General features: G+C 50.3%; 13 protein-coding genes and 1 pseudogene. 2 read left to right on the top strand and 12 right to left on the bottom strand.

The genetic code is table 11. The features are described from left to right. Positions 1-38: 38 nt before the first annotated feature. The 8 genes from rsmH to ACP5SG_RS07940 form a co-directional block, all read right to left on the bottom strand. On the bottom strand, positions 39-950 hold the full coding sequence (gene rsmH, locus ACP5SG_RS07975) for a 16S rRNA (cytosine(1402)-N(4))-methyltransferase RsmH (RefSeq protein WP_237887573.1): 912 nt from the start codon (positions 948-950) through the stop codon (positions 39-41). Positions 951-957: 7 nt separating this feature from the next. Then, positions 958-1,407, bottom strand: coding sequence for a division/cell wall cluster transcriptional repressor MraZ (mraZ, locus tag ACP5SG_RS07970; RefSeq protein WP_237887572.1), 450 nt, complete (start codon positions 1,405-1,407; stop codon positions 958-960). Positions 1,408-1,746: 339 nt separating this feature from the next. Next, positions 1,747-2,199: a flagellar protein FlaG gene (locus tag ACP5SG_RS07965; protein ID WP_237887571.1), complete on the bottom strand. Its 453-nt coding sequence runs from the start codon at positions 2,197-2,199 to the stop codon at positions 1,747-1,749. Next, entirely contained in the window at positions 2,186-2,596 is a 411-nt protein-coding gene (locus ACP5SG_RS07960; protein ID WP_428123353.1) for a hypothetical protein, read from the bottom strand. Before ACP5SG_RS07960 ends, ACP5SG_RS07965 begins: the two co-directional genes overlap by 14 nt. An 11-nt stretch (positions 2,597-2,607) precedes the next feature. After that, positions 2,608-3,144 (bottom strand): flagellar export chaperone FliS, encoded by a 537-nt coding sequence (gene fliS, locus ACP5SG_RS07955; protein ID WP_237887569.1) that lies wholly within the window; start codon positions 3,142-3,144, stop codon positions 2,608-2,610. Between the two features lie 27 nt (positions 3,145-3,171). Continuing rightward, on the bottom strand, positions 3,172-4,554 hold the full coding sequence (fliD, locus tag ACP5SG_RS07950; RefSeq protein ID WP_237887568.1) for a flagellar filament capping protein FliD: 1,383 nt from the start codon (positions 4,552-4,554) through the stop codon (positions 3,172-3,174). A gap of 65 nt (positions 4,555-4,619) precedes the next feature. Continuing rightward, complete coding sequence (locus tag ACP5SG_RS07945) at positions 4,620-7,043, bottom strand: flagellin (protein WP_428123345.1); 2,424 nt, start codon at positions 7,041-7,043, stop codon at positions 4,620-4,622. 369 nt (positions 7,044-7,412) lie between these two features. Further along, on the bottom strand, positions 7,413-7,739 hold the full coding sequence (locus tag ACP5SG_RS07940; RefSeq protein ID WP_237887565.1) for a hypothetical protein: 327 nt from the start codon (positions 7,737-7,739) through the stop codon (positions 7,413-7,415). A gap of 142 nt (positions 7,740-7,881) precedes the next feature. Between ACP5SG_RS07940 and ACP5SG_RS07935 the strand changes: the two genes are divergently transcribed. Next, the gene (locus tag ACP5SG_RS07935; RefSeq protein ID WP_237887563.1) at positions 7,882-8,586 is read left to right on the top strand and encodes a hypothetical protein; all 705 of its coding nucleotides are present in this window, start codon (positions 7,882-7,884) and stop codon (positions 8,584-8,586) included. Further along, positions 8,583-9,767: a 3-dehydroquinate synthase gene (gene aroB, locus ACP5SG_RS07930; RefSeq protein ID WP_428123340.1), complete on the top strand. Its 1,185-nt coding sequence runs from the start codon at positions 8,583-8,585 to the stop codon at positions 9,765-9,767. The genes ACP5SG_RS07935 and aroB overlap by 4 nt, the downstream gene beginning before the upstream one ends. Here aroB and ACP5SG_RS07925 read toward each other — a convergent pair. From ACP5SG_RS07925 to ACP5SG_RS07910, 4 genes and pseudogenes are all read right to left on the bottom strand, one after another. Then, positions 9,727-10,830 (bottom strand): two-component system sensor histidine kinase NtrB, encoded by a 1,104-nt coding sequence (locus tag ACP5SG_RS07925; protein ID WP_428123337.1) that lies wholly within the window; start codon positions 10,828-10,830, stop codon positions 9,727-9,729. The genes aroB and ACP5SG_RS07925 overlap by 41 nt on opposite strands. A gap of 25 nt (positions 10,831-10,855) precedes the next feature. After that, positions 10,856-11,386: a YfcE family phosphodiesterase gene (locus ACP5SG_RS07920; RefSeq protein ID WP_428123334.1), complete on the bottom strand. Its 531-nt coding sequence runs from the start codon at positions 11,384-11,386 to the stop codon at positions 10,856-10,858. Further along, positions 11,383-11,889 carry a methylated-DNA--[protein]-cysteine S-methyltransferase gene (locus tag ACP5SG_RS07915; RefSeq protein ID WP_237887549.1) on the bottom strand — a complete coding sequence of 169 codons (507 nt, stop codon included), beginning with the start codon at positions 11,887-11,889 and terminating at the stop codon, positions 11,383-11,385. The genes ACP5SG_RS07920 and ACP5SG_RS07915 overlap by 4 nt, the downstream gene beginning before the upstream one ends. Next, positions 11,873-12,204, bottom strand: a pseudogene (locus ACP5SG_RS07910) (thiamine-phosphate kinase); the annotation flags it as partial. The gene ACP5SG_RS07915 and the pseudogene ACP5SG_RS07910, both read right to left, overlap by 17 nt.

Raw genomic sequence — 12,204 nt, 5'->3', positions numbered from 1 at the left:
GGACAGATGCACGGTAAGTCATGATCTTTCTCCTCTCTTTACAATTTTTTGCATGAATTGGTCAAAAACTGTGAATCAACCCTCTCGGCTATGCGAAGCCTCGCACTCCTTGCCCTTGGATTGACAGCCAACTCAACTGGGCTGGCGACAATCGGCCTCTTTGTCACCCGAATTAGGCGACTGTCGCTCCTAAACGCATCCTTCACCATACGGTCTTCGAGCGAATGAAACGAAATTACGCAGAGACGCCCACCGATCTTGAGACATGAAGGGAGAAGATCAAGCGCCTCTTTCAAATTCTCAAGTTCCCTGTTTACAGCTATGCGAAGGGCCTGAAACGTCCTTGTGGCAGGATGCATCTTTGCACCCTGTACCCTTCGGGGTACCACCCCAGCCACTATCCTGGCCAGATCTAAAGAAGTAACGACTGGTGCTGATCTCCGCCGCTCAACAATAGCCTCCGCTATCCTCTTGGCCCAACGCTCTTCACCATATGTGCGTATGAGTGTCTCAAGCTCACAAGCAGGCAGCTCGTTGACCATATCGGCGGCCGTAATAGTAAAGGAATTGTCCATCCTCATATCCAAAGGCTCGTCTTTCATAAAACTGAACCCCTTGCCGCTCTTTTCGAGCTGGTATGAGGACATGCCTAGGTCAAGCAGCATTCCATCCACCTTGTCTATGCCCATATCAACCAAGATGTCTGAAAGTACGGAAAAGTTTCCGCACACGAGATGTATCTTCTCACCAAAACGAGCGAGACGTTCACTGGCCCTCAATACGGCGTCGGCGTCGAGATCAAGGCCTATGAGCAGCCCTATCTCGCCATGCCTCTCAAGGATGGCCTCGGCATGCCCCCCCATTCCGACCGTACCGTCCACATAAATGCCTCCATTCTTGATGCATAGCCCATCGATTACCTCATCGACCAATACCGGTATATGATCCATGGCCGTATCACGTCTTGTTGGTCCCAATGGTTGAGATGAGGCGGCTGTACTGGTCAAAGTTTTCCTTTGCCCTACGCAACTCTTCATCCAGGCGTTCCTTGCTCCATATCTCAAAGTATTTGAGCATACCCGAAAGGACCACCTCCTTACCTATCCCTGCATCCTCCCGGAGTGTTGCCGGTATAAGTATCCTGCCGTGCGAATCCATGTTGCACTCTATGCCGCCAGCCAAAAAATACCTTTGAAAAGAAACGACCTCAGGCGGCGCAAGTTTGAAATTACTAAAGCTCTCTTCAAGCTCTCGCCATTCATCAAGCGGATAGGCTGCAAGACAGTTGGGAAGGTTTGTGACGATCAACCGGCCGTCGTATTTGGTCTTCAAGACATCTCTGAGTCTTGCTGGTATGCTCAGGCGGCCTTTTTCATCTAGTGTGTGAACTGAACGGCCTCTAAACACCAGTTACCCCCTTCTTCCCACTTCATCCCACTTTGATCCACTATATTGAAACAACAACCCACCTGTCAAGCTTTTTTTGGAGAAAAAAAGTAATTAGCGTACAAATGAGCGAATATGGACATTTAAACGAAACAATAGCCTCAATAAGCCGTATTCATCTAGCAAATGGTCCGGATTGCTTTAAGATTTAGGAAGTTTTGTCTAGGGAGGTGAAATAAGAAAAAAATAAAATTTTTATACAGGAGGGTATAGGTAAGCAGTACAGGCAGATCACGCCGACTTTTCTAACAAGGTAATTGCCCGGTGGATTTGAAACCCCTTTCGCTTCCTTACTTTATGTCAAGCCTTCTCGTTCAGAAAGACACCCTTTGCAAGGTCTTTGAATGCCGCCCTGATCTCCAATAATTGTTCGGGCGGAAACTGCCGCAACACCTCGCCGTTGTCTTTTTTTATGACCTGCACCACAGGCTCACCGTATTTGGGATCTATCTTGAATATCAACTTAGTGTTCATTAAATCCAGCTGCGACTGTATCTCCTTTACAGCCGCCTCTATATCGCTCTTGCCGATGGCCTTCTTATCGCCGCCACCCGTCTTGGCCGAAACGCCCGACCTTCCGACGCCCATGCTGGCTATATTATTATTGGACGTCTCTACACCCTTGGCTGCCTGCTGATCTTTGTTGAGTGGGCGGCCTTCGACGTGCATCTCTTGACCCGTTTGATTTTCAACACCTATTTTCGTTATGCCATTTACAGTCAGTTCCATAGCCGTTCCCTCAACGCCCGCCAAGACCGAACCTCTGATAGCCTTTAAGGGCGTCCCTGCCTTTGCTTAACCTCTCTAGCTCACCGACGATCCTCACCCTCTCGAGCGACAGGGCCTGATAAAGCATACTCTCCTTTTCAATCAAACGTCCGATGCGTGTCCTCCACGACTCAGCAGTGTCAAGCGGATAGATACCACATTTCAAGCCATTATTGAATACACTCAGCAGATCCTTTATGAGCATGCATCCCTTACCGCGCTCGTCCTCCCACCAGTGCATTTCATTAAACATCTCAAGCGGCCTTTCCTTGAGACCTGCAAGGAATCCGTCTTGAAGGTCTTCAAAGGCACAAAACGCCTCCTCAAGTCTATTAAAAAGGCCGTCTCCCCCAACTTCCGGCACATATTCGTCTTGATCCATAAGAAACTCCTTCAGCCCTTGCACGAAAAACCGCACGCATACGCAGCTACACCAGCCTGGCCCTGATGCCCTCCTGCAATTGCCCTATCAACGGCATCACCTGTTCTAATACGGTTCGGCCCAACAGCCCTGTCATCACGCACAAAATCGCGGCCTTCATCGGGTATGGCGCGCAGGGTCTGGATGCTTGGCATCACCTCGGTCTGCCAGATATGCCTTAACTGTGCGAGATATTTTATGGCCGTATTCAAGGTCTTTTCATCATTAGTGAGGTTCACCTTCGGAAGTTCGACCAGCATGGCAGCATAAAGCCCCCTCAGAAAACCAGCGGCCTCATTTTCGCCCCGGACCGCACCCATCAGCTCCGAAACAACGGCAATCACCCTGCCCAATGCCTCGCCCCTCATTGCTATATCCCCAGTCCTTATACCTTCTCTGGCCATGTAGAGGCCTTTAAGCCCAGCATCATACAACATGAGGATCAATTTATATGGATCGGTTGTGAGTATGTCTGTCTTTTCATAAGCCTGAGTATATACAGTTTTCATGATCTATGCCCTCAAAAAATTTATCGTTTACGTCTTCTTGACCCCTGTGATAGCATCGAATTGTGAGGTCAAAAAGGAGCTGATCGAATTCATACTGCTCATGAATGAATCCAATTGGGTAAACTGTTTGGTCAAAATATCGTATTTCTTGTTAAGCCTATCGGTTGCGTCGCTTATCTGCTGATTGATCTGATTTATACGTGTCTGCGAGGCCGCTTGTTCCGTAGCCAGGACACCGCTGCCCGCTTCAGTGATGCTGCCGAGCCTGTCGTTTACCAGACTCGCAAAACCCGTAACGCCTGTCTTGCCAAGAAAAAAGGTCTGCACCTCATTGAAATGCGTAGCGAGCGCATTATCCAGTGTGGATTCGTCAATACTGATCGTCCCGTCCCTCGTTATGTTCAGGCCGAGATCATACATCGATTTTATGGAACCACCGGTATCCACTTGGGTGCTAAGGAGATCCGTCAACTGACCCGATAGGGCCCGCATCGTACCATTATCAGTTAAAAGACCGGGGGTCGGACCATTTGGACCGTTTGTATAACCTGTCTGATCCCTGATGGATTTTATACTGCTGTTAAATCCGTTTACCAGATTGATGATAGCGCTTCTGAGATCGGCTGTGCTCGAGCTTATCGATATGGAGCTCGTCCCCGGTTTAAGGATGTTTAACGTTACTCCGTTTATAATGTCTGTAATGCCTGTATTTGTACCTCTCTGATACGTCGCCCCATCTACAACTATCTGTGCATTAAGCGAGGCCCCCAATGCACCCTGTATCTCTGTCATAGCATAACCTGATAGCTGGGTGTCTATGTATATCCTTGACGTCTCGCCTGTAGTATTGGCCTTAAGCACCAAGTGATATGGGTTTGTTGCACCCCCATCGTTTATCACAGAGGCCGTCACCCCTGGATTACGCTGGTCGTTGTTTATGAGATCGGCAAGGCCCTGAAGCGTGGTCCCATTAGGCACGGTAAGGCTGATGGTTGCACCTGTCCCTACATGATAGGCAAAGGTCTGGCTAGCACCGGAACTGTTGATCACCGTCGTCGGGGCGCCAACCCCCACGCCCTGCCATAGACTTGCTGTGGCGATGCTGTTCACCGTTATCTGATGTGTCCCTATATCGGCGCCGTCGGAAACGCTTGCCGATAGCACGCCCTCAGGCCCAACAGAGATATCGCGTTTGATGAACGTGGACTGCAGACTCAAACTCAAGGCCTGGGACTTTATGCCTAAGAGGCCCTGATCGATGGCATTGAATGCATTGTATTGATCTTGGACCCTAGACTCCTCTGCCTTTAGATTGTTTATGGGCGCCTCGTCGGCCTGACGCATCTGATCGAGGATATTTTGGAGCTGAAGCCCTGAACCCACTCCAAGAGATGTAATGATGCCCGTCATAATCTTACCTCATTATGGCCTAATTATCGGGCGGCCCGGAGGCCGCCCTTGTTGTCAACCAGTAACTACTGCAGGAGTTTCAGCACGCCTTGCGCGGTTGCATTGGCCTGAGCCAAAGCGAACGTGCCGGCCTGGGAGAGTATCTGCATCTTTGAGAAATTTGAAGACTCATCTGCGAAGTCCACATCTCTTATCTGGCTCTCCGCCGACTGTACGTTCACCTTGGTGGCGGTCAGGTTCGCTATAGTGCTGGTGAGTTGATTCTGTACGGAACCAAGTCCGGCCTTAATGGCGTTTATGTTTTGGAGCGCCGAATCGGCTATGGCCATACCAAGCTGCGCGCCATCCTGGGTGGTGACGTTTATATCGCTCAAGGCCTTCTTAACTATACCAGTCACCTGTGTCCCAGATACACCACCTGGGTTGGCGGCAAGTATGGAATTGGCCGCGATGGTCGAGTTGTGCGTTGCATTGTACTTCAGGGTCATCGTGTTGTTGAGGTAGTTGGTTCCGTATGTAGTGTACTGTTTTTCAAGCACCGTACCTGCTGTAAGTGTCTTGGTTGTTCCGGCGCTGCCTGATACAAATACAACCATATCATTGGTAAGCACCGTACCTGCAGCCATAGTTGACATGGAGGCAAGGGTCGAGCCGGCAGCAAGTGTCATATCACCGTTCAAGGTTAGAGCACTGCTTACTGTCGTATTCGCTCCAAGCGTTGAGCCGGTGGCGATACTAGAGGTATCAGTTAGGGTTGAACCTGCCTTTACTGTCATGGAAGAAGTAAGTGCAGAGACTGCGGCAGCCAATGTGAAATTTCCACCTATGGTGGAACCTGCAACTATACTCAGGCCAGCAGCGTTTTTAATAGTAGAGCCTGCCTTCAAAATCATGTCGTTATTGACATTGGTGGTGCTGGCTGTTGTGACGTCACCGCCTATGGATGAACCAGACGTAAATGAACTGTTCGCCGCAAACGACGAACCGCCCTTTGCAATCATATCGGCCTGGAGGGTGACGTCTGCCGTCAAGGTTGCATCAGCGTTCAATACGGTACCTGCGGCTATTGTGCCGCCGGCGGTCTGGATGGCCGTGGTGACGAGCGTCCCGGCCTTGAGCAGTGTACCTGATTTAAGCAGACTTCCAGCCTTCAACGTACTGTCGTTTGTAGTGGATACGGCATTTGCGGTAACTGTCCCGCCAAGGACCGAACCTTGCTTGATCACGGTAGCCGCGGCCAGCACAGATCCAGCCTTTATGGTACTGTCTTGGGTTGTTGTTATGTCAGCTGAATTATTTGTATTTGTTAAGGTAAAGCCCAAGGTGCTCCCGGCTTTGAACGATGAAGCCGACCCCAGTACAGATCCTGCTGTAAGGGTTGAGTCGATAGTCGTTGTAGTGGCGCCTTTGACCTGAAGATTTGACGTTATAGCAAGCGCCGCACCACCCGCAAGGTCTGTGATCTTCATGTCATTTGCGCCCGACTGAAAGAGCTTTATGTAACCGAACGTGCTCATATTGCTTCCGGCAAGGACCGTGCCCGTATCACCTGTAACCTGAATGGCCCTGCCATCAGTTGAACTCAGGGTAAGCATCCCTGCGCCGTCTACGCTTGCCACGATGCCGTGCTGTGCAGTCTTTGCATTGATGGCATTTACAAGGGAGCCGTCAGCATCATTTGCTTGCACTGTTACAGCACCGATAACGATGCCGTTTATGGCGAAGTCGCTGCCGGTGGAACCGGCGGCCACAGGGGCTGCACTGGTACTCTTTACAACAGCCTGAGCGGTTATACCGGTGGTGTCGGAGACCTTGTTGATGGCATCTGCCAAGGCACGCATGCCGTTTGCCGCCGAGTTGTTGTACTGGAGATCCACCGAGTTGATGGCGACATCTGTATTTAGGATATTGCTGTGGATACTGAGCTGTACATTGCCGCCCGAAGCGTTCGTTAGTTGGAGCTGACCGGTCACGACCTGCCCTATCTTGTTGGATTCGCTGGAACCTATGTTGACCTCGACTGTCTCGCCAGTGAAGGCGCCTACCTGGAACTTCTTGTTCGCGAAGTTACCTGTAAGCAGCTTCATGCCGTTAAATGATGTAGTCCTGGCAATGGCGTCCAATTCGGCCATCAACTTCGATATGTCGGACTGGAGGGCATTCCTGGACGTGGTTGTCTGGCTGTCTGCCGCGGCCTGCGTGGCCTTGGTTTTGATGGTGTTGATGATATGCACCGCCTCCTGAAGCGCGCCATCTGCGATCTGAACGACGCTTATACCGTCATTTGCATTTCTAATGGCCTGTCCTAGGCTAAGGGCCTGGGCATGCATGACATTGGCGATGGACATACCTGACGCATCGTCTGCTGATTTGTTTATCCTCAAACCTGTTGAGAGCCTCTCCAGTGACGTCTGCATTGAATCACTTGTCTTCTGGAGATTATTGTGCGCATAAAGCGCAGCGATGTTAGTGTTGATACTGAGCGACATAAGAAACCTCCTTGTTTTTGTCTTTCTTCCCGGGACCGGGCGTCCTTGCCCGCCGGATCTTTTAGTAGATCTTTAAACCTTATCTTGTCTTTCAAGGCATCGGACTTAAATCTTCAACCTCCTTTCCGCCCTGTTTTGCCTTTTATTTCTCTATTCGGCAGATAGTCCCACAGACTTTAAAAATACCTATTTTAAATTGACTGGAATTTCCCTGTCCTTTCCCTTCCCTTGGCCGGAAAGGCAGTTTTTAGTTCTTTTCCTTTTATTGGCAGGAAGGGGTTAAGGAAGGCATATACTATGGAGCCATAAGATCAAACCGTGGACTTCATCTCCATCCTGGTTTCAAGGCACTCGATGCGCCTCTTTCTGCTAATCACGTCTAACCACCGCATCATAGAGACGGTCGAGCCTCATATTTAAATTTTCTATTGCAAACCTGGCCCCGCCTAAACCGTTTAAAAGCTCAGACCTTGCCATCTCTATCCTTTCGTAACGCTCAGCTCTGACTTCATCTATGCATTTGTTGGTCTCATCAACACGGCGGTTGATATCTGAAAGCTGGATATTTATATCGTCAAGCCTTTTATTGGTAAGTTGGAGGATCGCCTTGATCTCTGAATTGTCGGCCTTTATGAGACTTATTTCAGGGACGATCAGCTCCTGAATGACCTTTTTCATGGTGTCTGTCATATCCATGATGGCTTCTCCCGCAGGATGCTTTATCTAAAATGTCTAACAAAAAGGGGCGGCATTGTCAAAAGCTATGTCTGTTGCCCAAAACCCGCAGGTTAAGATATAATCTCATATAATCTCAATAAATTCATAAAAAGGGTAAGACATGCCGGATGACATAGCAAAGGCCTTAGCCTATCAAGTAAAAAGAGAGATTGCCGCCAAGTACTTTGGCACGAGAAAGGCCATCGAAGGCGATATAGAGGCATTCAAAAATGCACTTGCCAAGGCCGATGCGTTTTACAACGAAAAGATCGGTGCCGACTTTGCAAGGATATATGACATCCTCTCAGAGAGGTCGCTTGTAGATCTGTTCGCTAGGGCAATAGGTCTCAGCGGTAGGATACCGTTTTACCCGGAATATAAATCAGGCGGACTGCAAATAAAAGAATGGCCTCAGGAAAGGGGATGGACGGTCTTTTCCCGACTCCTAAACCGCCTCAAAGACAGCTATCTCTGGCTCCACAGGGACATGATGAGATATCAGGACATGCTAAACGACCTTAAAGACGAGGCGCTGGTGATAAAGGAAGAGATCAAGGGATTTCAAGATAAGTTCGCCCTTGATGAGATAATAGGGTTCATAAATGCCCTGGACAGGGATGAGCTTTCGAATGTCTTGGGCGAGAACCTACGCGGCGACGAGATCGAGGCCCTCAACGCCAATCTTTACATACAGGGCCCGCCGGAGCCCGAAGAGGCCCTCGAGAAGGCGCTTGACCTGCCGGCCCCAGATAAGATAAAAGGGATTCTTAAAGAACTTGTCCAACAGGTCTATAATAATAAAAATATGGGGAACGATCCGTTATGATGGGTGAACCAGACGAAACAGGCGCCAGGTCTGATTTTAATTTTATCCGATACAAGGTCAATGTGCCGCTTGGAGAAAGGGCCTACAAGATCCTGATAGGACCAGGACTCCTGTCCGACGCTGCAGGACTTTTAAAACCGTATGTCCAATCCGGACGCTGCATAATCGTGACAGATACAAATGTCGAGGGATACCTTGGGCGCGACCTGACGCACCTCCTTAGACAGGCCGGGCTTGATGCCGAGTTGATCTCATTTGAGGCTGGAGAGGCCTCGAAACGCATGGACACGGTGGTTGAGCTCGCGCGAAAGATGGTCGCATTAAAGGCGGACAGGGATACGGTCTTGATCGCCCTTGGCGGCGGGGTGGTTGGAGACGTAGCGGGGTTTCTCGCCTCCATCTACATGAGGGGGATTGCGTTCGTGCAGGCGCCGACCACACTTCTTGCCCAGGTTGACAGCTCTGTCGGCGGAAAGACCGGAGTAGATCTTCCGGAGGGCAAAAATCTCCTTGGGACATTTTACCAGCCCAGGCTTGTAATCGCGGACATTGCAACCCTTGCCACCCTTAACCAGCAGGAGATCAGAAATGGTCTGGCCGAGGTGGTCAAATATGCAATGATCAAAGACCCTGCCCTCTTTGATCTGCTTGAGGCAAGGCCATCGGACGCCTTGAATCTTGAGCCCGAGCTTATATCTCACATAGTTCGGACCTCTTGTAGGATAAAGGCCAAGGTCGTCTGTGCGGATGAACGGGAGGGTGGGCTTAGACGTATCTTGAACTTTGGGCACACGGCAGGCCATGCGATAGAGGCCGCTTCCAAATATGAGATGCCGCACGGTGAGGCCGTTGCAATCGGCATGATTGTTGCGATGCGACTCTCTGTGGCAAAGGGCCTCACGAACGACGCCGTGCTGAAACGGCTTGAAAGGCTTTTGAGATCGCTTGGGCTCCCTACCCGTATCCCGTCTCAGTTTCAAATCGACGAGATCATAACACTAACAGCGAGCGACAAGAAATCAAGGGGCGGCAGAATACACTTTGTGCTCTCAGGTGGCCCGGGCAGGGCCGTTATAACTGATGACGTAAGCAGAGAGGAGTTCTTTAACGCCATAGAGGCGTCAAAAGGGCCTGAAACGCTTAAAGAAGCTGCGTCCTTACCGCCCTCCTCCTCTCGCTGAGCAGATACAAATAGAGACTACTCCCCTTACCGAATTCAGAGTGGATCTCGATATGTCCGCCCTGCTCCTCCTGGATACGCTTTGCAAAAGTAAGTCCCATTCCTATATGCCCAGTTTTGGTGGTAAAAAACGGGTCAAAGACATGCGGCATGATACTAGGCCTTATCCCATCCCCTTGATCACTTATGACAAACATGAGCGTCCACGGTGGCTGGTCTGACGGCCTGACTTCCAAATCGACCACTCCGGAACCATCTGACCGGCACTTTTCGTAATATGACTCGCAGGCATTCAACAGTCCGGCAATAACCGCCTTTTTAAATGCGGCTACATCCACCAGTATCTCCTCTGTGCCGTTAAGGCCTTCCTGCATTGAAACATTATGTTTGAGGCCGTTCTCCAACGCCGCCTCTTTTACAATAGATGCCAGCTCATCTATGACTGAGCCGACAGGGATCGGCCTCGGATCGGGTTTTGCAAGCCTAATGAACTCCGTCAGGGTTGAAAGCAATAGTTCAAGCCTCATACACTCCTCCAGAATGACCTGAACGTAATCCCTTTTAGGCATATCTATCTTTGCAAGGCGTCTTGCAAACCCACCTATGGTCAAGATCGGGTTTCTGATCTGATGGCTTATATCGTCGAGCATATGGCCGAGAAAGATCATGCGCTCAGACTTACTCAGCAGGCGCTCCAGACCCTTCAACTTGGTTATGTCATGGACGATGACAACAACCGCCTTGCCTTCCCCTGTCTCAAGCATAGATGTGGAGACGAGCCCCATGAAAAAACCCGAATCCCTCTTCAGAAGCATAGCCTCAGTCTCGAATTCACCATCCCTCCGCGTAATGTTGATGACATTCTCTGCCAATATGTCCCTGTCCTCAGGCATAAACAGCGCCTTAAAAGGAAGACCGACAAGATCTCGATCATCTGCAGAAAACATCTCGATGGCCCTCCTGTTTGCAGATGAGATTAGTCCGCCTTCATTCACAAGGATTATCGCACTGTTTATGCTGTCGAAGATCATGGAAATAAGTCTTGAATCAGCACCAGATATCATTACCGCACCGCCTTAAGGTTCCTTATTACACCGAACCGTCAACGAAGATATGCTCAATCCTGAAGGGTCTTATGTCATCGACATTGCCGGCGTCTGAAATCTCAACCAAGGCCCAGCCGGGCTGCTCCTTTCTCCCCAATATCTCGCCTGGGTTTAAAAGGAGCGTGCCGCCCATGTCTTCCATAAACCATCTGTGAGTATGGCCGAAACAGACCAGACGAAAATCGCCTGAACGCGCGATGTGACCGGCCTCCAACGGGTCATGGATAAAGGCTATAGACATACCCAAGACCTCAACCCGCCCAAAACACCCATGAAACTCCACACGGTCAGACCTTGAAAGCACACTCTTCATCAAGAGTATCTGATCCCCTGGATTGTTGCCGAGGATCAAATGGAGCCTGCCGTTAAACCTGTCAAACTCCTCAAGCATGAACGGTGAGACCATGTCGCCACAATGGATCATCAGCTGGACGCCAAGCCTGTTCGCCTGCTCGATCGCCTTTCTCGTATTCCAGACATGGTCGTGACTATCACTTATAACTGCTAACCTCATCTTAAACCACCCATTTCACATTCATATCTCAAAAGGAGTCTCTTGATCTCTATGCCGCAGGAATATCCGCCAAGCCAACCGTTCTTGCCCACTACTCTGTGGCACGGCACAAGTAGAGGCAATGGGTTTGCCTTAAGCGCCTGTCCTACAGACCTAGGTGATCCGCATCCAAGTCTCTCCGCAAACCCGCCGTAGGTAAGTACAGTGGCATAGGGTGCAGCGGTCAGGAGGGCCGTCCATACCTTTATCTGGAACAAACTCCCCCTGACCTCGGCAGGCACAATATTGCGTGGATCAGCACCATCAAGGACCGCCATAAGGCCCTCCTTCAGCCCTGAAGGAGGGATGCCCTCTATTTCACCGTCGGGCCTTTCGCGGCTGCGCATCCTCAAGTCAAGCCTAATAAGATATCCGTCTTTCCAATATGCCTCGACCTCTAAGACCTCACCCAAAAGCTTAAGATAAAATAGCTCTCGTCCCCCTACCTTAGATCTCGTGCCCATAACCACAAAAAGTTATATCGATCAAACGTCCATTCAAACGGAGGATTACCCCGCTTCCGCCGGTCAAGGTCATGCGTCCTATCCTGAACGGATAATGGCCCAACGCGCTGGCTGCAATCCTGAGCATCGCCTGCTCATCCTCGGCTGAAACGGTCCACAAAAGCTCAAAGTCTTCCCCGCCCGAAACGGCAAGACCGATCGGCGAAAGACCGAATAACCTTGAAACAGACCTGACGGCCCTCGAAATGGGGAGCAACGACGCGTCCAGTTCAGCCCCAAGCCCAGAGGCCCTGCAGATATGAGCGAGATCGGTTG

The sequence above is a fragment of the Dissulfurimicrobium sp. genome, assembly GCF_049968175.1.
In the GTDB taxonomy this organism is placed as follows: Bacteria; Desulfobacterota; Dissulfuribacteria; order Dissulfuribacterales; family Sh68; genus Dissulfurimicrobium; species Dissulfurimicrobium hydrothermale.
This window is presented reverse-complemented; position numbering and strand designations above follow the sequence as displayed.